Source organism: Methylobacterium oryzihabitans, from assembly GCF_004004555.2.
In the GTDB taxonomy this organism is placed as follows: domain Bacteria; phylum Pseudomonadota; class Alphaproteobacteria; order Rhizobiales; family Beijerinckiaceae; genus Methylobacterium; species Methylobacterium oryzihabitans.
Map to the genome: position 1 here is coordinate 35,840 of NZ_SACP01000038.1, position 21,136 is coordinate 56,975.

The 21,136-nt window shown below is 72.9% G+C and carries 18 protein-coding genes and 1 tRNA gene; 9 read left to right on the top strand and 10 right to left on the bottom strand.

Going from position 1 to position 21,136, the window contains the following annotated elements; all coding sequences use genetic code 11:
- The first annotated feature begins 117 nt into the window (after positions 1-117).
- Complete coding sequence (locus EOE48_RS25360) at positions 118-303, top strand: DUF2735 domain-containing protein (RefSeq protein WP_127733664.1); 186 nt, start codon at positions 118-120, stop codon at positions 301-303.
- A 12-nt stretch (positions 304-315) separates the two neighbouring features.
- On the opposite strand, the gene EOE48_RS25365 is transcribed toward EOE48_RS25360, so the two are convergent.
- Positions 316-1,245 (bottom strand): glutaminase, encoded by a 930-nt coding sequence (locus EOE48_RS25365; RefSeq protein ID WP_127733665.1) that lies wholly within the window; start codon positions 1,243-1,245, stop codon positions 316-318.
- A gap of 157 nt (positions 1,246-1,402) precedes the next feature.
- Between EOE48_RS25365 and EOE48_RS25370 the strand changes: the two genes are divergently transcribed.
- Together EOE48_RS25370 and EOE48_RS25375 are read left to right on the top strand one after the other, a co-directional pair.
- On the top strand, positions 1,403-1,933 hold the full coding sequence (locus tag EOE48_RS25370) for a (2Fe-2S)-binding protein (protein ID WP_127733666.1): 531 nt from the start codon (positions 1,403-1,405) through the stop codon (positions 1,931-1,933).
- The gene (locus tag EOE48_RS25375; RefSeq protein WP_127733667.1) at positions 1,930-5,442 is read left to right on the top strand and encodes a molybdopterin cofactor-binding domain-containing protein; all 3,513 of its coding nucleotides are present in this window, start codon (positions 1,930-1,932) and stop codon (positions 5,440-5,442) included. Before EOE48_RS25370 ends, EOE48_RS25375 begins: the two co-directional genes overlap by 4 nt.
- A gap of 10 nt (positions 5,443-5,452) precedes the next feature.
- On the opposite strand, the gene uraH is transcribed toward EOE48_RS25375, so the two are convergent.
- The 5 genes from uraH to EOE48_RS25400 all read right to left on the bottom strand — a co-directional run bounded on the left by uraH (position 5,453) and on the right by EOE48_RS25400 (position 10,475).
- A complete protein-coding gene (gene uraH / locus EOE48_RS25380) occupies positions 5,453-6,289 on the bottom strand; it encodes a hydroxyisourate hydrolase (protein ID WP_127733668.1) in 837 nt (278 codons plus the stop codon).
- Positions 6,286-7,122 (bottom strand): factor-independent urate hydroxylase, encoded by an 837-nt coding sequence (gene pucL, locus EOE48_RS25385; protein WP_127733669.1) that lies wholly within the window; start codon positions 7,120-7,122, stop codon positions 6,286-6,288. Before pucL ends, uraH begins: the two co-directional genes overlap by 4 nt.
- A 16-nt stretch (positions 7,123-7,138) precedes the next feature.
- The gene (locus tag EOE48_RS25390; RefSeq protein ID WP_127733670.1) at positions 7,139-8,539 is read right to left on the bottom strand and encodes a nucleobase:cation symporter-2 family protein; all 1,401 of its coding nucleotides are present in this window, start codon (positions 8,537-8,539) and stop codon (positions 7,139-7,141) included.
- 117 nt (positions 8,540-8,656) lie between these two features.
- A complete protein-coding gene (locus EOE48_RS25395) occupies positions 8,657-9,778 on the bottom strand; it encodes an NADH:flavin oxidoreductase/NADH oxidase (protein ID WP_127733671.1) in 1,122 nt (373 codons plus the stop codon).
- Positions 9,779-10,401: 623 nt separating this feature from the next.
- A tRNA-Gly gene (locus EOE48_RS25400) sits at positions 10,402-10,475 on the bottom strand.
- A 204-nt stretch (positions 10,476-10,679) separates the two neighbouring features.
- On the opposite strand from EOE48_RS25400, the gene EOE48_RS25405 reads away from it, so the two are divergent.
- Positions 10,680-10,865, top strand: coding sequence for a YdcH family protein (locus EOE48_RS25405; RefSeq protein ID WP_187371547.1), 186 nt, complete (start codon positions 10,680-10,682; stop codon positions 10,863-10,865).
- 193 nt (positions 10,866-11,058) lie between these two features.
- On the opposite strand, the gene EOE48_RS25410 is transcribed toward EOE48_RS25405, so the two are convergent.
- The gene (locus tag EOE48_RS25410) at positions 11,059-12,696 is read right to left on the bottom strand and encodes an acyl-CoA synthetase (protein ID WP_127733673.1); all 1,638 of its coding nucleotides are present in this window, start codon (positions 12,694-12,696) and stop codon (positions 11,059-11,061) included.
- Between the two features lie 170 nt (positions 12,697-12,866).
- Here EOE48_RS25410 and EOE48_RS25415 point away from each other — a divergent pair, with 170 nt between their 5' ends.
- Entirely contained in the window at positions 12,867-14,549 is a 1,683-nt protein-coding gene (locus EOE48_RS25415) for a dihydroxyacetone kinase family protein (protein ID WP_127733674.1), read from the top strand.
- A 15-nt stretch (positions 14,550-14,564) separates the two neighbouring features.
- On the opposite strand, the gene EOE48_RS25420 is transcribed toward EOE48_RS25415, so the two are convergent.
- Both EOE48_RS25420 and EOE48_RS25425 read right to left on the bottom strand, forming a co-directional pair.
- Complete coding sequence (locus EOE48_RS25420; RefSeq protein WP_127733675.1) at positions 14,565-15,065, bottom strand: GNAT family N-acetyltransferase; 501 nt, start codon at positions 15,063-15,065, stop codon at positions 14,565-14,567.
- Positions 15,053-15,337: a type II toxin-antitoxin system TacA family antitoxin gene (locus EOE48_RS25425; protein WP_127733676.1), complete on the bottom strand. Its 285-nt coding sequence runs from the start codon at positions 15,335-15,337 to the stop codon at positions 15,053-15,055. The genes EOE48_RS25420 and EOE48_RS25425 overlap by 13 nt, the downstream gene beginning before the upstream one ends.
- A 279-nt stretch (positions 15,338-15,616) precedes the next feature.
- Between EOE48_RS25425 and EOE48_RS25430 the strand changes: the two genes are divergently transcribed.
- Entirely contained in the window at positions 15,617-17,533 is a 1,917-nt protein-coding gene (locus EOE48_RS25430) for a propionyl-CoA synthetase (RefSeq protein WP_127733677.1), read from the top strand.
- 205 nt (positions 17,534-17,738) lie between these two features.
- On the opposite strand, the gene EOE48_RS25435 is transcribed toward EOE48_RS25430, so the two are convergent.
- Positions 17,739-18,719 carry a LysR family transcriptional regulator gene (locus EOE48_RS25435; RefSeq protein ID WP_127733684.1) on the bottom strand — a complete coding sequence of 327 codons (981 nt, stop codon included), beginning with the start codon at positions 18,717-18,719 and terminating at the stop codon, positions 17,739-17,741.
- Positions 18,720-18,825: 106 nt separating this feature from the next.
- On the opposite strand from EOE48_RS25435, the gene EOE48_RS25440 reads away from it, so the two are divergent.
- From EOE48_RS25440 to EOE48_RS25450, 3 genes are all read left to right on the top strand, one after another.
- Entirely contained in the window at positions 18,826-19,029 is a 204-nt protein-coding gene (locus EOE48_RS25440; RefSeq protein ID WP_342791889.1) for an SDR family NAD(P)-dependent oxidoreductase, read from the top strand.
- Positions 19,030-19,404: 375 nt separating this feature from the next.
- Positions 19,405-19,938 carry a type VI secretion system lipoprotein TssJ gene (gene tssJ / locus EOE48_RS25445; RefSeq protein ID WP_187371548.1) on the top strand — a complete coding sequence of 178 codons (534 nt, stop codon included), beginning with the start codon at positions 19,405-19,407 and terminating at the stop codon, positions 19,936-19,938.
- 22 nt (positions 19,939-19,960) lie between these two features.
- Complete coding sequence (locus tag EOE48_RS25450) at positions 19,961-21,073, top strand: serine/threonine-protein kinase (RefSeq protein WP_127733679.1); 1,113 nt, start codon at positions 19,961-19,963, stop codon at positions 21,071-21,073.
- The last annotated feature ends 63 nt before the right edge of the window (positions 21,074-21,136 follow it).

Sequence of the window (21,136 nt, forward strand, 5' to 3'; positions counted from 1 at the left end):
CACATATTGTCGTCAAATCATGTTTTTTATTCAGGCAGGTCGTTCAAAACGCGTGCGGCCGTTGCTAGGTTGAGGTCCGACCAGATGCGGGACCGACTCGAACGGAGGGCCGGCGCGATGAGCACCAGCACCCAGCGGCACACAGCCAAGATCTACCAGTTCCCCGTGCGCGGCACGGCCGCCGCGCGCGCCGCCGGCAAGGCCGTGGCGGCGCCGGCCCAGACCTACGCCGACGCCGCCTTCGGCAGCGGCTGGTACCACGAGGCGGCGATCCAGGACGCGGTGCGGGCCGGGAAGCCCTGACCCGGGCGCGGCTCAGCCGCCGAAGATCGACCAGCCCATGCGGCGGGTGAGGGCTTCGAGGGCGATGCGGCCGAGATGCGAGTTGCCGGCCGCGTCGAGCCCCGGCGACCATACCGCGATCGAGGCGCGGCCCGGCGCCACCGCCAGGATGCCGCCGCCGACGCCGCTCTTGCCCGGCAGCCCGACACGGTAGGCGAACTCGCCCGAGCCGTCGTAGTGGCCGCAGGTCAGCATCACCGCGTTGATGCGCTTGGCGCGCTCGGCCTGGACCACGAGGTGGCCGGTCGAGGGATCGCGCCCGGAATGCGCCAGGAAGCGCCCCGCCGTCGCGAGCTGGCGGCAGGTCATCGCGATGGCGCAGTGGTGGTAGTAGACGCCGAGTGTGTACTCGACCGGGCCGTCGATGACCCCGAACGACCGCATGTAGTTGGCGAGCGCCGCATTGCGGAAGCCGGTGCGCTGCTCGGAGGCCGCCACCGCCTCGTCGATGACGATCGACGAGTCCTGCGCCAGGAACTGCATGAAGCGCAGGATCTCGCCGAGCGCCTCCCGCGGCTGGTGGCGCGACAGGATCAGGTCGGTCACCGCGATCGCCCCGGCATTGATGAACGGGTTGCGCGGCACGCCGGATTCGCGTTCGAGCTGGACGATCGAGTTGAACGGGCTGCCGGACGGCTCGCGCCCGACCCGCCGCCACAGCCGGTCGCCGACCATGCCGAGAGCCAGCGTGAGGGTGAACACCTTCGAGATGCTCTGGATCGAGAACGGCACGTCGGCGTCGCCGCCGACCGCGGCCCGCCCGTCGGCGTCGATCACCGCGAGGCCGAAGGCGCCCGGATCGACCCGGGCGAGTTCGGGGATGTAGGACGCGACCGCGCCGCGGTCGGTCCGCTGCCGCATCTCGTCGGCGATCTCTCTGACGACGTCGTCCAGGTTCGGCACGGCGGTCCCTTGTCCTAGCCTTTCGGCGCCCGGAGCGGGCAAGCAACTCGACGGCCAAGCCGGATGCGGTCGCGCAAGCCGGCCGCCGTCCCGGTTGTGGCGCCGGATCATTCGTGTACGAATCGTCTCCCCACCTCTCAGGAGCGCACCGGTCCGGATGAGCACACGCGAACCCGCGTCGGCGGCGAGGAAGCCGCCGCCCCCGCCGCCGGTCCGCCTCACGGTCAACGGCCGTACCCACGAGGTCGCGGCGGCACCGGCGACCCCGCTGCTCTACGTCCTGCGCAACGACCTCGCCCTCAACGGCCCGAAATTCGGCTGTGGGCTCGGCGAGTGTGGCGCCTGTACGGTCTGGGTCGGGGCCCGGGCGGTGCGCGCCTGCACGGTGCCGCTCGGGGCGGTCGGCGGGCGGCCGGTCGTCACCCTCGAAGGGCTCGCGGCGGACGGGGCGCTGCACCCGGTCCAGGCCGCCTTCGTGGCCGAGAACGCCGCGCAATGCGGCTACTGCCTCAACGGGATGATCATGACCAGCGCGGCGCTGCTCGCCCGCAACCCCGATCCGAGCGAGGCCGAGATCCGCGAGGCCCTGCGGCACAACCTCTGCCGCTGCGGCACCCATGTCGAGATCCTGCGGGCGGTGCGCCGGGCCGCCGCCGGGCCGCGCGACGCCGCGGGGGAGGGCGCATGAGCGCGACGACGCCCCCCGGCCCCGACAGCCTCACCTGGCTCGACGCCCCGGACGGCCTCGTGGTCGTCGAGCCGGGGACCGGCGCGCTCTACCTCGCGGTCGAGCCGCAGGGCCGGGTCGTCGCCTTCAACGGCCATGTCGATCTCGGCACCGGGATCCGCACCGCGCTCGCCCAGATCGTCGCCGAGGAACTCGACCTCGCGGTCGATGGGGTGACGATGGTGCTCGGCGACACCGCGGCGGCGCCGAACCAGGGCGCCACCATCGCCAGCGAGACGATCCAGGTCGCGGCGATCCCGCTGCGGCAGGCGGCCGCGACGGCGCGCCGGCACCTCGTCGCCGAGGCGGCGCGGCTCCTCGGCCTGCCGCCCGAGGCCCTCGCGGTCGAAGACGGCGTGGTGCGCGCGCCGGGCGACGACAACCGCCGCATCGGCTACGGCGCCCTGGTGCGCGACGGCCGCACCGTCCTGAGCATCGACCCCGCGGCCCCGGTCAAGCCGGTGGAGGAGCACCGGGTCGTCGGCCGGTCGGTGGCGCGCACCGACATCCTGCCCAAGGCCACCGGCACCTGGACCTACGTGCACGACGTGCGGGTGCCCGGCATGCTTCACGGACGGGTGGTGCGCCCGCCCTATGCCGGCATCGATGCCGGGCCGCATGTCGGCACCAGCCTGATCGCGGTCGACGAGGATTCGGTCGCCGACGTGCCGGGCCTCGTCGCCGTGGTGGCGCTCGGCGACTTCGTCGGCGTCGTCGCCGAGCGCGAGGAGAACGCGGTGCTGGCCGCCCGCCGGCTGCGGCTGCGCTGGCGCGACGCGCCGGGCATCCCGGACCTCAACGACCCGGAGGCGGCGCTTCGCGCCAACCCGGCGACGCCCCGGCGCCTGCTCGACCGCGGCGACGTCGACCGGGCGCTCGCCGCCGCCGAGACCGCGATGGACCGGACCTATGTCTGGCCCTACCAGATGCACGGCTCGATCGGCCCCTCCTGCGCCGTCGCCGACTGGCGCGACGACGGCCTCACCGTCTGGTCGGGGACCCAGAACCCGTTTCCGCTCCGGGCCGACCTCGCCCGGCTGCTCGACCTCCCCGAGGAGCGCATCCGGGTCGAGCGCCACGAGGCGGCGGGCTGCTACGGCCGCAACTGCGCCGACGACGTGACGGCGGATGCCGCGCTGCTGTCGCGTGCCGTCGGCCGGCCGGTGCGGGTGCAACTCACCCGCGAGCAGGAGCACGCCTGGGAACCGAAGGGCGCCGCCCAGGTGATGGACGTACGCGGCGGCCTCGACCGCGAGGGCGGTCCCGCCGGATACGACTTCGAGACCCGCTATCCGTCCAACGGCGCCCCGACCCTGGCGCTGCTGCTGACCGGAACGATTCCGGCGGTGCCGGCGGTGTTCGAGATGGGCGACCGCACCGCGATCCCGCCCTATGCCTACGGCGATGCCCGGGTGACGGTGCACGACATGCCGCCGATCGCCCGGGCGTCGTGGTTCCGCGGCGTCTCGGCGATGCCGAACAGCTTCGCGCACGAATCGTTCATCGACGAACTCGCCACCGCGGCCGGCATCGATCCGATCGACTACCGCCTGCGCTACCTGCCCGATTCCCGCGGGGCCGACCTGATCCGCGCGGTGGCCGAGAAGGCGGGCTGGGTGCCGCACGCCGCGCCCCGCAGCCACGGCGGCTCCGGCGACATTCTCTACGGCCGCGGCTTCGCCTACGCGGTCTACGTCCACGGCAAGTTTCCCGGCACCGCGGCGGCGTGGTCCGCGTGGGTCGCCGACGTGGCGGTCAACCGGGTCACCGGCGAGGTCGCGGTGACCCGGGTGGTGGTCGGCCAGGATACCGGGCTGATGGTCAACCCGGACGGGGTGCGCCACCAGATCCACGGCAACGTCGTCCAGTCGACCAGCCGGGTGTTGAAGGAGGCGGTCGGGTTCGACGCCACCGGCGTCACCTCCCGCGAGTGGGGCGCCTACCCGATCCTCACCTTCCCGGACCTGCCGGCGATCGACGTGGTGATGATGCCGCGCCAGGACCAGCCGCCTCTCGGGGCCGGCGAATCGGCCTCGGTGCCGAGCGCGGCGGCGATCACCAACGCGCTGTTCGACGCCACCGGGGTGCGCTTTCGCGAGCTGCCGCTCACCGCCGAGCGGGTGCGGGCGGCCCTGAACCCGCCGGCTCTGGCCGGGCCCGACGCCCCGAAGCCGCGCCGCCGCGGCCTGCTCGGCTGGATCGCCGGGGCGACCGGGGCGGCGCTCGGGCTCGCCGCGACGGCGCTGCCGTGGCGGCCGGCCTACGCCCCGATCCCGCGGCCCGATGCCGGGGTCTATTCGGCGGCGACGATCGCCCGGGGCCGGCTCGCCGCCGCGGCCGGCGCCTGCAACGTGTGCCATGCCGGCCTCGACGGCACCCCGCTCGCCGGCGGCCGCGGCCTGGAGACGCCGTTCGGGGTCGTCTACGCCTCGAACATCACCCAGGACGCCGCCAGCGGCATCGGCGCGTGGTCCTACCCGGCCTTCGCCCGGGCGATGCGCGAGGGAGTCAGCCGCGACGGCCACCACCTCTACCCGGCCCATCCCTATCCGAGTTTTTCGCGCGTCGGTGAGGCCGACCTCCAGGCGCTCTACGCCTACCTGATGGCGCAGGCCCCGGCCGCGACCGTGGTGCCCGAGACCGCCTTGCGGTTCCCGTTCGGCTATCGGCCGCTGATGGCGGTCTGGAACCTGCTGCACCTGCGCCCAGAGGTGCTGCCGCAGGACTCGGCGCTGCCGCAGGACCCGGCGCGGTCGGAGGCGTGGAACCGCGGCGCCTACCTCGTCGAGGGGCTGGGCCATTGCGGCGCCTGCCATACCGGCCGCGGCACGCTCGGGGCGGAACTGCGCGGCGAGGCCCATCTCGGCGGCGGCATCGCCGACCGTTGGGAGGCGCCGGCGCTCAACGGCCTGTCGCGGGCGCCGGTTCCGTGGGACGAGAACCAGCTCTACGCCTATCTGCGCACCGGACACGCCGACCGCCACGGCGGCGCCGCCGGTCCGATGGCCGAGGTCGTGGCGGCCCTGGCGCCACTGCCCGACGCCGACATCCGGGCGATGGCGGTGTATCTCGCGAGTTTCGCCCCGCCGGCCCGCGCCGCCCCGGCCGAGAGCCCGGCCGCCGAGGCTTTGCCCGGCGCCCGGCTGTTCGCCGGCGCCTGCGGCGGCTGCCACGAGGGCGGCGCCGGTCTCGCCACCGCCCTGTCGCTGAACACCAGCCTGCACAGCGACCGGCCCGACAACCTGCTCCAGGTCGTGCTCAACGGCGTCCAGGCTCCTGCGACCCGGATCGCCGGGGCGATGCCGGAGGCGGCGCCGGTCTCGGCGATGCCGGGGTTTCGCGACAGCCTCGACGACGGTCAGGTGGCGGCGCTCGCGTCCTATCTCCGGGCGCGCTTCGCGCCGGGGCGCCCGGCCTGGGACGGGCTCGCGGCGGCGAGCGCCCGGATCCGGGCGGCCTCGGCGCCGTGAGGCGGGGCGGTCAGCTCCCGCGGTAGCAGGTATAGCTCCACGGCGTCGCGATCAGGGCGACGTGGTAGTGCCCTTCCGGCTCGTCGATGCCGAAGCGCAGCGGCACCGTCTCCAGGAAGAGGTTGCCGACCGTCTCCGGCACCCGGTCGCGGAAGTACGGGCCGAGATCGAACTCGATCTCGTAGCGCCCGGCCCGCAGCGGCGCGCCCGACAGCAGCGGCGCGTCGGTGCGCCCGTCGCGGTTGGTGGTGGTGGCGGTGACCAGCCGGCGCCCGGCGCCGAGGGCGTAGAGCCGCAGCGCCACCCCGGCGGCCGGGCGGCCGCCATGGGTGTCGAGGACATGGGTCGAGAGCCGGCCGTTCACCCCCGGCAGGCCGGGCCCGTCGACCGACGCGGCGAGGCGCTGGCGCAGCAGGTGGCCGAGTTCCGCCAGGGCGGCGGCCTGCGCGGCCGCGGGATCGTCGGCGAGGCGCGCGGTCAGCCGCGCCAGGGCCGAGGCCGGGTCGTGCCGGGTGGCGCAGAGCACGAAGGGCAGCCCGAAGCGCGCGCGATGGGCCGCGACCCCGCGGGCGAGGGTCGCGGCCTGCTCCGGCGTCGGGCCGGATTCCCCGGCCGAGGCGTCGCGCAGGTCCGATGCCGAGAGGTCCGGCAGCACCCCGAACACGGCCGGGGCGTCGGCGGCGGCGGCCCGCATCAGCGCCTCGTGCAGGGTGGTCACGCTCGCGAACGGCCGCTGCGCCGCGGCCGCGTCGATCGCCGCTTCGGGCAGCGGCGCGAGCAGGCCGGCGAGGGCCGTGACGAACGCAGCGCGGTCGGCCGCGTTCAGGGCATCGAGGGTGACGCTCATCGGCCGACCGTGCACTCGATCTGGCCGTGCGGCTCGTCGGTGGCGACGAAGACCTGGTTGGCGTTGTCGAGCCCGAATGGCGCGAGGTTGAGCAGCAGGTAGTGCTTGTTGGGGCAGGCCATGGTGATGGTGTCGAGTTCCGGCACCGCGTCGAGGGCGGCCGTGCCCATCCGGTACAGGCTGTCCTGCACGCTGTGGCTGTAGGTGGTGGCGAAGACCCGCAGCATCGTGTCGAGGATCAGGGCGTTGGCCGCCGCGTAGTCGGCCGGCGCCGCGCGCCACAGCCACGACGCCTCCATGCTGGTGGCGGCGATGCGGTCGTCGGTCTCGGGAATCGTGGTGTAGGGGTCCTTGTGGTACCGGGCCCAGCCCGACTCGGTCGCCTTGAGGAAGGTGAAGCCCGCCACGCCCGACTCGATCCGGGTCCCGCTCCGGCTCATCGTCACCGACGCGGTCGGCTTGCCGTTGCCGTCGAGGGTGAAGGTGTGCGGGTGGGGCGTGCCGTCGACGGTCAGGCGGGCCCAGCGGGTCTCGTGCGCCGAAACGGTCGCGGTCTCGGCGGCGTCGTAGGAATCGAGCAGGCGCTGCGCCACCGCCCGGCAGAACTCCTCGTTGCCGAGGGCGAGGTTCTCGCGGGCGACGATGTTGACGACGTTCCTGATCGTGTCGGTCGAGACGGTGCGCAGATTGTCGGCGTGGGTGAAGGTGCGGTCGAAGTCGCCGGTCAGCATCGCCTGCACGGAGAGTTCGCGCACCTCGTGGCGCCCGCCGCCGCGGTGGACCCGCATCACCCGCACCCGGCCCTTGCCGTAGGTCTTGTGTACCAGCGTCATCGTCGCTCCCTCGGGTCTAGACGTGCTCGGCGGCGGCCGCCGCCGCCGTGGCCTCGCTCCGCGCCTGCTCGGCGCTGCCGAGCCCGTTGAAGACGGCGTTGAGCAGCACCGCCACCAGGGCGGCCAGCAGGATGCCCGATTCCAGCAGCGGATGCAGCGCGTGCGGCAGGTTGCGGAAGAAGGCGGGCGCCACCAGCGGGATCATCCCGAACCCGACGGCCACCGCGACCACGAACATGTTCTTCTGGTTGGTGCGGAAATCGACGGTCGCCAGGATCCGGGCGCCGGTCGCCGCGACCATGCCGAACATCACCAGTCCGGCGCCGCCGAGCACCACCTGGGGCACCGCCTCGACCAGGGCGGCCATCTTCGGCAGCAGGCCGAGGATCAGCATGATGACGCCGCCCGCGACGGTGACGAAGCGCGAGCGCACCCCGGTGACGCCGACCAGCCCGACATTCTGCGAGAACGAGGTGTAGGGGAAGGTGTTGAACACGCCGCCGAGCAGGGTGCCGAGCCCGTCGGCCCGCAGGCCGCGGGCCAGGGCCGCCCCATCGACCGGCCGGCCGGTGATCTCGGCCAGCGCCAGGAACATCCCGAGCGACTCGATCATCACCACCACCATCACGACGCACATCGTGGCGATCGGCACGAGGTGGAAGCTCGGCCAGCCGAAGTGGAACGGCAGCACCGGCGCGAACCACGGCGCGGCGGCGACCCGGTCGAGATGCATCAGCCCGAGGAAGAGGGCGAGGACGGAGCCGGCGACGATGCCGAGCAGCACCGCGACGTTGGCGATGAAGCCGGTGCCCCACTTGATGAGGGCCAGGATGACGAGCAGCACGAACAGCGCGATGCCGAGGCCGGGGAGCCCGCCATAGGCCGGGTTGGGGAAGGTGCCGGGCACGCCGTCGACCATCCGGGTCACCGTCGGCAGCCCGCCGCCGGCCCAGTTGATGCCGACCCGCATCAGCGAGATGCCGATGACCAGGATGATGGTGCCGGTGACCACCGGCGGAAAAAGCGGCAGCAGGCGGCTGATGGAGGGGGCGACCACGAGACCGAACACGCCGGCGGCGATGACCGAGCCGTAGATGCCGAGCAGGCCGACCTCGGGCGTCGCCGCCATCGCCAGCATCGGCCCGACCGCCGCGAAGGTCACGCCCATCATCACCGGCAGGCGGATGCCGATGCCCGGCGGGCCGGCGCACTGCACCAGGGTCGCGAGACCGCAGGCGAACAGGTCGGCGCTGATGAGGAAGGCGATGTCCCCCGGAGACAGCCCGAGCGCCCGTCCGATGATGAGCGGCACCGCCACGGCGCCGGCATACATCACCAGCACGTGCTGGAGCGCGAGCGGGATCAGCTTGCCGAGGGGCGGGCGCGCCTCGACGGCATCGACAGGGTTGGCTGGCATCGGCGGCGTCTCGTCTCGCTGGTCGTCGTTGCCCTGCGCAAGGTCCCGACCTTCCGCAGAGAACGACGCCAGGGAACGGCCGGCAAGCGCCGTGCCATCTTGGACGAGACCGGCCGATCAGCGCTGACCGAAATGCGTGTCCAGGAACAGGTCCTTGTACTCCCGCGGCTGCGAGCGCCAGTACTGCTTGGGCGCCCGCACCCGGGCGCCGAGTTCGGCGGCGGCGTGCCAGGGCCAGCGCGGATCGTAGAGAATCGCCCGGGCGATCGAGATCGCGTCGGCCTTGCCCTCGGCCAGGATGCGCTCGGCCTGCCGCGCCTCGGTGATGAGCCCGACCGCGATCGTCGGCAGCCCGGTCGCGGCCTTGATCCGCTCGGCGAACGGCACCTGATAGCCCGGCGACAGGGCGATCTTCTGCTTCGTCGAGACGCCGCCGGTCGAGACGTGGATCGCCGCGCTGCCGCGGGCCTTGAGCGCCTCCGCGAAGGCAATGGTCTGCTCGACCTCCCAGCCCTCCTCGACCCAGTCGGTCGCCGAGACCCGGACCCAGACCGGGCTGCCGGCGGGAAACACGTCGCGCACGGCGTCGAAGACTTCGAGCGGGAAGCGCAGGCGGTTCTCCAGGCTGCCGCCGTACTCGTCCGTGCGCTGGTTGGAGAGCGGCGACAGGAACTGGTGCAGCAGGTAGCCGTGGGCGGCGTGGATCTCGGCCGAGTCGATGCCGAGGCGCACGGCCCGGCGGGCGGTGGCGACGAAGTCGTCGCGCACCCGCTTCAGCCCGGCCCTGTCGAGGGCGGCGGGCGCGACCTCCTCGGCGCCGTGCGGCAGCGGGGAGGGGGCCTCGGTCAGCCAGCCTCTCGGCGAGTCGGGCCGGATCTGCTGCCCGCCCTCCCACGGCGCCTGGCTCGACGCCTTGCGGCCGGCATGGGCGATCTGGATGCAGAGCGGGATCGGGGAATACTCGCGGATCGCCGCCAGCACCCGGCCGAGCTCGCGCTCGCAGGCGTCGTCGTAGAGGCCGAGATCGCCGTAGGTGATCCGCGCCTCCGGCGAGACCGCCGTCGCCTCCAGGGTGAGCAGCCCGGCGCCCGACATGGCGAGCTGGCCGAGATGCATCATGTGCCAGTCGCTCGCCTGCCCGTCCCGGGCCGAGTACTGGCACATCGGCGCGATGATGATCCGGTTGTCGAGGGCGAGACCGTCGAGGTGCAGCGGCTCGAACAGGCGGGCTTGGGTCATGCAGGCGGCTCCGGCCGGGGATACTCGCGCCGAGTGTGGCGCAACGACCCGGTCCGAGCCAGCGCGGCCGTTGCAGGGGGGCCCTGCTCGGGTCCCTGGGTCAAGCGGCGCTCGCATCGGAGATCGATCGCCGTTCAGCCGGCATCCGGGCCACGCTCGCGATGCCCCTTCGCCCCGCCCCTGCGTGGTGCCCGCCGCAGATTAACCCCCGGCCTTTTCATCTCCTGAGCGACGACGCGAAGGAGCATCCTGGTCTTCACCTGCTCCTACGATTTCCGATTGATCGCTCGGCGATCCCTGCGGGATCGCTGTCGCGATGCGGAAATCGACTTCGCTCATGCGCCGCGCGGGCTATTGATACGGATTCCGGACTGAATCGTTCGAAATCCGTATCAGCGGGGGACCAGGAGGCAGAGGACAGCCCCGATATGGCGGTCCCCACGAATCCCGCGCCCCTCCCGCGAGAGGCTTCGACGACCGGTGCTGTGCCTGGCTACGCCTGGACCCCTGAGGAAGCTGAAACTGGTCTCAGGCTGGTATCACGCAACGGCAGAGAGACCAGCCAAGAGAAAGGCCGGAACGCCAACTCCCCGTCCGGGGAGAGCTTTCCGGCCTTGAGAAGCTGGAGCGGGTGAAGGGAATCGAACCCTCGTATTCAGCTTGGAAGGCTGCTGCTCTACCATTGAGCTACACCCGCGACGGAAGGCCGATAGCACGGGCCGCCGGGTTTGAGAACCCCGTGGCCGGTCGCCGGCGACGGGACAGGGCACGACGTAGCGTTCCAGCCCGAGCGACGCCGAGCCCGCCATCCATGCTGCAATGCAGCATCGATTGGCTTCGACATGCGTCCCGGCCTGTGGCAGATTCCTCGTGTCAGGACCATGACAGGAGGTATCGGCTGATGTCGTTGCACACGCATCTGATCGAACTGGAGCGCAAGCACGAAGCGCTCGAGCGTGAGATCCAGGACGCAATCGCTCATCCCTCGACTGACGACCTTCGCATCGTCGAACTGAAGCGGCGCAAGCTTCACCTCAAGGACGAGATCAACCGGCTCCGCTCCGGCGAATCTCGGACGATGCACTAGACCATTCCCTTTATAGTTCAGCGTTATTGCAAAGCCGCCGCGCCGAGCAGCGCCCGTCGAAGCCCGTGAGGGCCGGCAGCGCGCCCCGCGGCGGCCCTTCGAATCGCACCGGACGACCCCGCAGATCGCCGTTCCGGCAGGGACCGGGCCGATCCAGGCCCGGTCCGCTTCTCCAGGGCTTCTCGGTCCGGCCTCAGCCTCCGATCGCCTTCGCCATCTCCCGCAGCACGAATTTCTGCACCTTGCCGGTCGAGGTCTTCGGCAGTTCGACGAAGACGACGTGGCGGGGCACCTTGTAGCCGGCGAGCGTCTGCCGGCACCAGCCGATCAGCTCCTCGGCCGAGACCATCTCGGAGCCCTTCAGCTCCACGAAGGCGCAGGGCGTCTCGCCCCATTTCTCGTCGGGCTTGGCCACCACCGCCGCCGCGGCGACCGCCGGATGCTTGAACAACGCCTCCTCGACCTCGATCGACGAGATGTTCTCGCCGCCCGAGATGATGATGTCCTTCGAGCGGTCCTTGAGCTGGACGTAGCCGTCCGGATGCTTCACCCCGAGGTCGCCGGAATGGAACCAGCCGCCCCGGAACGCCGCCTCGGTCGCGGCCGGGTTCTTGAGGTAGCCGCGCATCACCACGTTGCCGCGGAACATCACCTCGCCCATCGTCTCGCCGTCCGCCGGCACCGGCTGCATCGTCTCCGGGTCGAGCACGTCGAGGGCCTCCAGCGGCGGATAGCGCACGCCCTGGCGCGCCTTGCGGGCCGCCTGCTCGGGCTTGGTCAGCGCGTCCCAGTGGGCATGCCACTCGTTGACCACCGCCGGGCCGTAGGTCTCGGTGAGCCCGTAGACGTGGGTGACGTCGAAGCCGGCCTCGGCCATGCCGGCGAGCACCGCCTCGGGCGGCGGCGCGGCGGCGGTGAGGAACGCCACCCGGCCCGGCAGCGTGCGCCGCTCCGCCTCGGGGGCGTTGATGAGCAGCGACATCACGATCGGCGCCCCGCACAGATGGGTGACGCCGTGATCCGCCAGGGCGTCGTACATCGCCTTGGCCCGCACCTGCCGCAGGCAGACATGGGTGCCGGCCACCACCGACAGGGTCCAGGGGAAGCACCAGCCGTTGCAGTGGAACATCGGCAGGGTCCAGAGATAGACCGGGTGCCGACCGAGATCCCCCGCCACGACGTTGCCGACCGCGAGCAGCGAGGCGCCGCGGTGATGGTAGACCACGCCCTTCGGGTCGCCGGTGGTGCCCGAGGTGTAGTTGAGGCTGATCGCGTCCCACTCGTCCGCCGGCATCGCCCAGGCGTGGTCCGGATCGCCGGAGGCCAGGAATTCTTCGTAGTCGAGGCTGCCCAGGCGCTCGCCCGGGCCGGTGTATTCCGGGTCGTCGACATCGATCACCAGCGGCTTCACCCCGGCCTGGGCCAGGGCCGGCCCCATCGTGCGGGCGAATTCCCGGTCGGTGACGAGCACCTTGGCCTCGCCGTGGTCGAGGCAGAAGGCGAGCACCGCCGGATCGAGCCGAGTGTTGAGGGTGTTGAGCACCGCCCCGGCCATCGGCACGCCGTAGTGGCACTCGATCATCGCCGGGGTGTTGGCGAGCATCACCGCCACCGTGTCGCCGCGCCCGATGCCCCGCGCCGCCAGCGCCGAGGCGAGCCGCCGGCAGCGGGCGTAGAGGTCGCGGTAGCTGCGCCGGAGCGGCCCGTGGATCACCGCGACGTGGTCGGGAAACACCGTTGCGGCGCGCTCCAGGAAGGTCAGCGGCGTCAGCGGCTGGTGGTTGGCCGGGTTCCGGTCGAGGCCGTGGTCGTAGATGGTGGCGGGGCTCATGCGTCTCCTCCTGGCGGCTCCGATGGATCGCAGGTCTGCGCTCGACATCGCGAAGGCGGCGGCCCTACTGTGGCCGGGCTCGCCGGGCGGACGCAACGGCTGCCGGCTGGATTCGTCCGCCGCTGGCGGTGTTCCCGCGGCCCGCAGCGGCCGCCCGCCGGAGCCGGGCCATGAAGAAGCTCATCAACGACCCGCGCCACGTCGTCCGCGAGATGCTGGAGGGCCTCGTCGACCTCCATCCGGGGCTCGCGCTCCTCGAGGACGAGACGGTGGTGGTCCGCGCCGGCCTGCCCGAGCCGGCGCGGCGGCCGGTGGCGGTCCTGTCGGGCGGCGGGGCCGGGCACGAGCCGGCCCATGCCGGCTATGTCGGGCCGGGCCTGCTCGCCGGCGCGGTCTCGGGCGACGTGTTCACCTCGCCGAGCACCGACGCGGTGCTGGCCGGGATCCGCGCCTGCGCGGGTCCCGCCGGCGCGGTGCTGATCGTCAAGAACTACACCGGCGACCGGCTCAATTTCGGCCTCGCCGCCGAGCTGGCCCGGGCCGAGGGCATTCCGACCGAGGTCGTGGTGGTGGCCGACGACGTCGCCCTGCGCGACCGGATCGACCCGGCCCGCTCCCGCGGCATCGCCGGCACGGTGCTGGTCCACAAGGTCGCGGGTGCGGCCGCGGAGGCCGGCCTGCCGGTCGCCGGGGTCGCGGCGGCGGCCCGCGGCGCGGCGGCCCGGCTCGGCACGATGGGCGTGGCGCTGACGCCCTGCATCGTGCCGGCGGTCGGCCGGCCCGGATTCACCCTCGGCGAGGAGGAGATCGAACTCGGCCTCGGCATCCACGGCGAGGCGGGCTCGCAGCGGGCGACGGCGCAGGCCGCCGACGCGCTGGTCGATGTCCTGATCGACCGGATCCTCGCGGCGCTCGACCTCGGGACCGGTGCCCGCGCCGCGCTGCTGGTCAACGGCCTCGGCGCCACGCCGCCGATGGAACTGGCGATCGTCGCCCGCCGCGCCCTCTCGGCCCTGCGCGGGCGCGGGGTGACGGTGGAGCGCGCCTGGGCCGGCAGCTTCCTCACCGCCCTCGACATGGCCGGCTGCTCGGTGTCGGTCCTGGCCGCCGACGACGCCGTGCTGGCGGGCCTCGACGCGCCCGCCTCCGCCCCGGCCTGGCCGGGCGGCGGCCGGGCGGCGCCGGAGCGCGTCACGGTGCGCGGGCCGGCCGCCGCGGCACCGGCCGTGTCCGGACCGGCCTGCGCGGCGGCCCCGCGCTTTCGCGCCGCGCTCGCCGCCGTCGCGGCGGCGCTGCGCGCCGACGAGGCCCGGCTCGCCGATCTCGACGGCCGGGCCGGCGACGGTGACCTCGGGGCCAGCATGGTGCGGGCCGCCGACGCGATCGAGGGCCTGATGGATTCCGCCTGGACCTCGCCGGCCGCTGTGCTGGCGGGACTCGGCGACGCCCTGCGGCGGGCGATCGGCGGCAGTTCCGGCCCGTTCTACGCCACCGCGCTGCTTCGGGCCTCGCGCCGCCTCGGCGCCGAACCGGATCTCGCCGCCTGGGCGGCGGCGTTCGAGGAGGCGGTCGCGGCGATCGCGGATCTCGGCGGCGCCCGGCCGGGCGACCGCACGATGCTCGACGCCCTGCACCCGGCCGCCGGAGCGTTCCGGGCCGCGGTCGCGGCGGGGCGGAATGCCGGAGACGCCCTGGCGGCCGCGGCCGAGGCCGCCGAGGCCGGTGCCGCGGCGACCGCCGGGATGACGCCGCGGCTCGGCCGGGCGAGCTATCTCGGCGAGCGCGCGATCGGGGTGCCGGATGCCGGCGCCAGCGCGGTGGCGACGTGGCTGCGGGCGCTCGCGGGGGTGTAGCAGCGTGGCGCCCCTTCAAGGGGCGAGTGCGACACCCTTGAGGGACAGGATCAGCATCATCGGATCGGTCGGGGAGCGAACGAAGCCGTAGCGCTCGTAGAACGCCCTGGCCTCCTGCGAGATGGCGTGGACGAGCAGCCCGCGGATGCCCAGGATGTGGGACGCCTGGGCGGTTCGCAGGACCGCATCCTGCAACAATGCCACGCCCAGGCCCTTGCGCTGCCAGTGGCGATCGACGGCGAGCCGGCCGAGGACGGCCACCGGGATCGGATCGGGCATGTTTCGCCGGACCGATCCCAGCGCCTGGACGACTGCGATCGCTCCCGAGGCGAGGCAATAATAGCCGACGACGTCGCGCCCGCAGGCCACCACGTAGGTGCGAGAAGCGCCGGCGATATGGTTGGCGCGGGCCCGACGTCGCAACCAGACATCGAGGCTGTCGTGCCCGCTCTCGAAGGCAGAGAGGTCGTGCTCCTGAGTCAGGAGGACAGGCGGAGCCGGTGTCACGTCCGCCATGGCGGGCGCGCCTGCATCAGACGCCGGAACCCGTCGCTGTCCGGCGCCCGGTCGAGAATGTCGAGGTAGTGCTGGTGGCTGTCCGGATCGATCCGGATCAGGGTCTGGTCGAGGAGCGCGTCTTCCGCCGCCCGGCGCGCCGCCTCGATCATGAAGTCCGACCGGCTCTTGCCATGGGCCTTCGCCGCCCGGTCGATCAGGCCGCGCAGATCCTCGCGCATGCGCAGGTTGACGGCCCGGGTCTGCGGATCGCGGGCAGGCTTTGCGGCCATGGCATGTCTCCTCGTCGTGCCATCATAGCGGCCGAGATACACGTTGTGTATCCCGAGGCGTCGATCGTCCTTCGCCCGCGCGGCCGTCCCGCGCGACACGGCCCCTTCCGGTCCGGGGACGGCTTGACCTGACCGTTCACCACGCTCCGTACGACCATCGGATGACGGCCTCCGCCGCCTCGCGGCCGAGACGGACCGGCGCGATCCCGCTAGAAATCCTGGCACAGAGCCCCACGCCGGCGCGTCCGCCCGGCCGGAAGGGCCGCCGGGACGGGAACCATGACGACGCCAAGCACGACGAGCCGCTATCCCGAGGTCTACGCCGCCTGGAAGGCCGATCCGGAGGCGTTCTGGCGCGAGGCCGCGCGGGCGGTCGACTGGGCGCGGCAGGCGGAGCGGATCTTCGATCCCGAAGCGGGGGTCTACGGCCGCTGGTTCGTCGGCGGCGAACTGAACGCCTGCCACAACGCCGTCGACCGCCACCTGCCGGAGCGGGCGGAGCAGACGGCGATCCTGTACGAGTCGCCCGTCACCGGCACCCGGCGCAGCCTCACCTACGCCGAGTTGCGCGACGAGGTGGCGGCGCTCGGCGCGGTGCTGCAGGACCTCGGCGTTGGCCCCGGCGACCGGGTGGTGCTCTACATGCCGATGGTGCCGGAGGCCATCGTCGCGATGCTGGCCTGTGCCCGCATCGGCGCGGTGCATTCGGTGGTGTTCGGCGGCTTCGCGGCGCGGGAGCTGGCGGCGCGGATCGAGGATGCCGCGCCGAAGGCGGTGCTCGCCGCCTCCTGCGGCATCGAGCCGGGGCGGGTGGTGGCCTACAAGCCGCTCCTCGACGAGGCCTGCGCCCTCTCGGCCCACAAGCCGGAGGCCTGCCTGATCCTCCAGCGCCCGCAATCCGAGGCGGCGATGACCGCGGGCCGCGACCGCGACTGGGCCGAGGCGGTCGCCGCCGCCAAGGCCGAGGGCCGCGCCGCGCCCTGCCTCCCGGTCGCCGCCACCGACCCGCTCTACATCCTCTACACCTCGGGCACGACGGGCAAGCCGAAGGGCGTGGTGCGCGACACCGGCGGCTACCTCGTGGCGCTGGCCTGGTCGATGCCGAACCTCTACGGCGTGCGGCCCGGCGAGACCTACTGGTGCGCCTCCGACGTCGGCTGGGTGGTGGGGCACTCCTACATCGTCTACGGGCCGCTCCTGCACGGCTGCACCACGGTGCTCTACGAGGGCAAGCCGGTCGGCACGCCGGACGCGGGAGCGTTCTGGCGCGTGATCGCCGAGACCGGCACGGTCGCGTTGTTCACCGCGCCCACGGCGCTGCGGGCGATCAAGAAGGAGGATCCGGACGGGCGGCTGATGCAGGGCCACGACCTGTCGCGCTTCCGCACCCTCTTTCTCGCCGGCGAGCGCGCCGACCCCGACACCGTCGCCTGGGCCGAGACGATGACCGGGGTCCCGGTGATCGACCATTGGTGGCAGACCGAGACCGGCTGGCCGATCGCCGCCAACCCGGTCGGGCTCGGCGCGCTGCCGGTGAAGCGCGGCAGCCCGACCGTGCCGATGCCCGGCTACGACGTGCAGGTGCTCGACGAGGGCGGCCGGCCGCTGCCGCCCGACACGATGGGCACGATCGCGATCCGCCTGCCGCTGCCGCCGGGTTGCCTGCCGACCCTGTGGCGCCAGGACGAGCGCTGCCGCGAGAGCTACCTCGCGACCTTCCCGGGCTACTACAACACCTCGGATGCCGGCTTCCTCGACCGCGACGGCTACGTCTCGGTGATGGGCCGCACCGACGACATCATCAACGTCGCCGGCCACCGCCTCTCGACCGGCGGCATGGAGGAGGTGCTGGCCTCGCACCCGGCGGTGGCGGAATGCGCCGTCATCGGCATCCGCGACGCGCTGAAAGGCGAGGCGCCGTGCGGCTTCGTGGTGCTCAAGAGCGGGGTCGACCGCTCCCCGGCGGAGATCGAGCGCGAGCTGGTGGCGCTGGTGCGGGAAAAGATCGGGCCGGTGGCGGCGTTCAAGCTGGCGCTGACGGTCGGGCGGCTGCCGAAGACGCGCTCGGGCAAGATCCTGCGCGGCACGATGAAGAAGATCGCCGACGGCGAGACCTGGACCACCCCGCCGACCATCGACGACCCGGCGATCCTCGACGAGATCGGCGAGCGGCTGAAGGCGCGGGGCATTGGCTGACGCGACGTCGAGCGGGGGCACGGTGGCTCGAGACGGGCTTATGGGCGGGAATGCCGATCCGGGCCATCAACGCCGCACTCGCGCGCTGAAGCTCAACCGGCAACACCCTGCCCCCGGGCGGCGCCGCGCTTCCCGTCCACGCGATCCGCAAGGCCCGACCGGGCACACGTCCGGCGGCCCGCGCGCGAGCATGTCTCGTGGCCCATCAAGCGGGTTTCGCGTCCGTCGAAGCGCTCTCCTCGTCTGCCGCGGGCACGGTGACCAAGATGTCCCACGGAGCCGGCGACGGGAACACCTCTTCGAGGAGGGCCAGGAAGGCCTTCACGTTCGGGTTGCCGCGCCGACTCTCCGGCCACAGCGCCGTGATGACGGAACGCTCGACCGCGAACTCCTGCAGGACCGGCACCAGCGCACCCCGCGCGACATACGGTGCGGCAATGTAGGTCGGCGAGATGCCAATGCCGCCGCCGGCCACCAGGACGGCCGCGACGGCGTCGCTGAAGTCCGTGACGATGCCGGCCGGGGGCGTGATCTCCACGACCCGGCCCCCGATCCGGAACGGCCAGCGCAGGGCTTGGCCGGTGCTCTGGAACCGGAAGTTCACGCAGTCATGGCGGGCCAGCTCGTCCGGATGACGGGGGGTTCCGCGCCGCTCCAGGTAGGCCGGCGCGGCCAAGGCGCAGAGGCGGTGCGGTGCGAGGCGCCGGGAGATCAGCCGCGAATCGGAGAGCTCGCCCACGCGGATGGCGACGTCGATGCCCTCCTCGATCAAGTCCGCGAAGCGGTCGCCCAGGCGCAGGTCGACCGCCAGCTTCGGGTAGCGCTCGCGGAACCGCGGCAGCGCCGGGGCGAGCAGGTGCACGCCGACCGGGAGCGGCGCCGTCACCTTCAGCGTGCCGGCCGGCTCGGAGCGCGCCGCCACGGCGGCCTGCTCGATCTCCTCGGCCTCGCGCAGGAGCCGCAGCGCCCGCTCGTGCAGGGTGTGGCCCTCCGGCGTCAGGGTGAGCGAGCGGGTGGTCCGCGTGAACAGGCTCAAGCCCAGCCGCTCCTCCAGCCGCTGCACGCTCTTGCTCACCGCGGAAGGAGAGATGCCGAGCGAGCGAGCGGCGGCCGTGTAGCTGCCGAGGGAGGCGGAGCGCGCGAAGGCGATAATGCCCGTGAGACGGTCGAGGCCGATCTGTTCCATGCTGGCATGATTGAAGCGATTTCTCGCCTGATTATCAAGGTTGGGGCCCCGAGCCATTTTCCTTCTCACCGGCGCGACACCAGCGTCTTCGAGAAGGACCATCGTCATGGGCAGCACCCTCCGGGACCGCACCGTCGTCATCTTCGGCGGCACCTCGGGCATCGGCCTCGCGGCCGCCCGGCAGGCCAAGGCCGCGGGTGCAAGCGTCATCGTCGTGGGGTTCAACGCCGCGGGCGCCGAGCGCGTCGCGGAGGAATTCGAGGGTTCGCTGTCCTTCACCCGCTCCGCTCACCCCGGGGCGCTCTCGTGAAGGCGGATCGCCGTCACTGCCGCACGGCGTCGGCTCGGGCGTGGAACCTCGCGATCCGACATCGGGGCACCGCGTCGCCCAAGCTGCTGCGCCGACGCGATGAAGCGTGTCTCGAGGTGCGGAGCCGTCGAGGGACGACGGCCCCGGCGGAAGCGGCCGGCCTGCCGGGGTGACCCGGGGTATCATCGCCGACCGGGACGAGCTTTCCAGGCTCGTGGACCGCCCCCCCCGCGGCACGGGCACTCGTCCTTCCGCTCCGGCAGGCTCGTCGGGAGCGGCAAAAATGCCGGTCCGGTTAAGCTTCCTTCACCCTGTCGTTGTACTACTCTGCGCCATGATCGCGTCTCGGACGACAGGACAGGGAAGGGCGGAACGGTGGTACCCAACCCCAGCATGTCGGCGGACGCGCCGGAACCCGGTGGCATCGCCTCCAGCCGGCGGACGCTCCTGCTCGCGGGACTGTCCCTGCTGTCGGGCTGCGCGACGCTGCTGCCGCCGAAGGAGACCAAGCTCGTCGTCCGGGTCGGCACCGCGTCGGACGTCAACCCGTCTCCCACGGGCGTCCCGTCGCCGCTGCTGGTCCGGGTCTACACCCTGCGGGCCGACACCAAGTTCCTCCAGAGCGACGCACAGTCGCTCTACGACAACGACGCCGCGGTCCTCGGCACCGACCTGCTGAGCAAGCACGAGTTCCTGCTGCCGCCTTCCTCCAAGGACGGCTTCACCGCCACGGCCTCGGCCGACGCGACGGTCATCGCGGTGGTGGCCGGCTTCCGCCAGCTCGACATCGCGCGCTGGCGGGCCGTGGCGCCGATCAAGTTCGCCGACATCAACACCGCGACGATCGCCGCCAGTGGCGTCGCCGTGACGCTGGCCGTCCAGACGGAGCCGAAGGCCTGGCCGCTCTGACGGCCCGGCGCAGGAGGGACCCGTGCGGGCGCGCAGCGACGAGGTGATCGACCGCTTCGCCTCCGGCCGCCTGTCCTTCGCGGACGCCGCCGCCGCCCTGCGCGACGAGGCGCCGGAGGCGGCGATGCTGGCGCTCCAGCACGCCATCGACGCCCGCCGGCTGCCCTACCGGCTCGCCTGCCTGCTGCACGAGGCCACGCGGGAACCGCCTCCTCACGGCCGGCTCCTGCCGTGGGAACGGGTCGGCGCGGCCGATCTTGACCGGCTGGCCGCGCGGCTGCGGGCGCTGCGGCGTCCGCCGTCCGGGGACGGCGATCGGATCGGGCACGTCCTGCGCGACCGCTTCGTCCTCGACGCCGAGATCGGTCACGGCGGCATGGGCGTGGTCTACCGGGCCGTCGACCGCCGCCGGCAGGACCTCGACGGCGTGTCGCCCTACGTCGCGATCAAGCTCCTCGCCCCGAGCTGGGCCGGCGACCGCGCGGCCCTGCGCGCCCTGGAGGCGGAGGCCCGCCACACCCAGGCCGTCCGGCATCCGGCGGTCGTCGCCGTCCACGATTTCGACCGCGACGGCGCCGACGCCTTCCTGGTGATGGAGAACCTCGTCGGCCTCCCCCTCGACGGGCTGCTGCGCCGCTACCCGGACTTCGCCGGCGGCCCGCTCGCCCGCGCGGCGCTCGCCGACCTCCTCGCCGGTCTCGCCGCCGCCCACCGGCTCGGCCTCGTCCACGCCGACCTCAAGCCCTCGAACCTGTTCGTCTGCACCGACGGCCGGCTGAAGATCCTGGATTTCGGCATCGCCGCGCTCCTGTCGGAGCCCGGCCTCGACGGCGCGGTCGAGCGCGCCGTCACCCCGGCCTATGCCAGCCCCGAGCGCCTGTCCGGCCAGCCCCGCTCCCTGCGCGACGACGTCTACGCCCTCGGCTGCCTGATCCACCTGTTCCTGACCGGCCGCCATCCCTTCGACCGCCTCGATGCGGTCGAGGCGCGGCGGCAGGGGCGGGTGCCGCCGCGCCTCGCCGGGCTGACGCCGGGGGCCGAGGCGGTGGTGGCCCGGGCGCTGTCGTTCGACCCGCCCGTGCGGCCAGCCGATGCGGGCGAGGTGGAGGCCGGGATGGAGTTCGCTTCGGGGTGATCCGATGTTCGGGACAAATCGTCCGGACATCGGATCACCCCTCCGCGATCAACCCGGCGATCC

Excerpts from the sequence above, each read along its gene's own strand:
- uraH (WP_127733668.1), bottom strand. The coding sequence starts at position 6,289 with ATGAGCGTCACCCTCGATGCCCTGAACGCGGCCGACCGCGCTGCGTTC.
- EOE48_RS25370 (WP_127733666.1), top strand. The coding sequence starts at position 1,403 with ATGAGCACACGCGAACCCGCGTCGGCGGCGAGGAAGCCGCCGCCCCCG.
- EOE48_RS25440 (WP_342791889.1), top strand. The coding sequence starts at position 18,826 with ATGGGCAGCACCCTCCGGGACCGCACCGTCGTCATCTTCGGCGGCACC.
- EOE48_RS25405 (WP_187371547.1), top strand. The coding sequence starts at position 10,680 with ATGTCGTTGCACACGCATCTGATCGAACTGGAGCGCAAGCACGAAGCG.
- EOE48_RS25425 (WP_127733676.1), bottom strand. The coding sequence starts at position 15,337 with ATGGCCGCAAAGCCTGCCCGCGATCCGCAGACCCGGGCCGTCAACCTG.
- EOE48_RS25395 (WP_127733671.1), bottom strand. The coding sequence starts at position 9,778 with ATGACCCAAGCCCGCCTGTTCGAGCCGCTGCACCTCGACGGTCTCGCC.
- EOE48_RS25420 (WP_127733675.1), bottom strand. The coding sequence starts at position 15,065 with ATGGCGGACGTGACACCGGCTCCGCCTGTCCTCCTGACTCAGGAGCAC.
- EOE48_RS25390 (WP_127733670.1), bottom strand. The coding sequence starts at position 8,539 with ATGCCAGCCAACCCTGTCGATGCCGTCGAGGCGCGCCCGCCCCTCGGC.
- pucL (WP_127733669.1), bottom strand. The coding sequence starts at position 7,122 with ATGACGCTGGTACACAAGACCTACGGCAAGGGCCGGGTGCGGGTGATG.
- EOE48_RS25410 (WP_127733673.1), bottom strand. The coding sequence starts at position 12,696 with ATGAGCCCCGCCACCATCTACGACCACGGCCTCGACCGGAACCCGGCC.
- EOE48_RS25415 (WP_127733674.1), top strand. The coding sequence starts at position 12,867 with ATGAAGAAGCTCATCAACGACCCGCGCCACGTCGTCCGCGAGATGCTG.
- EOE48_RS25360 (WP_127733664.1), top strand. The coding sequence starts at position 118 with ATGAGCACCAGCACCCAGCGGCACACAGCCAAGATCTACCAGTTCCCC.
- EOE48_RS25435 (WP_127733684.1), bottom strand. The coding sequence starts at position 18,719 with ATGGAACAGATCGGCCTCGACCGTCTCACGGGCATTATCGCCTTCGCG.
- EOE48_RS25375 (WP_127733667.1), top strand. The coding sequence starts at position 1,930 with ATGAGCGCGACGACGCCCCCCGGCCCCGACAGCCTCACCTGGCTCGAC.
- EOE48_RS25430 (WP_127733677.1), top strand. The coding sequence starts at position 15,617 with ATGACGACGCCAAGCACGACGAGCCGCTATCCCGAGGTCTACGCCGCC.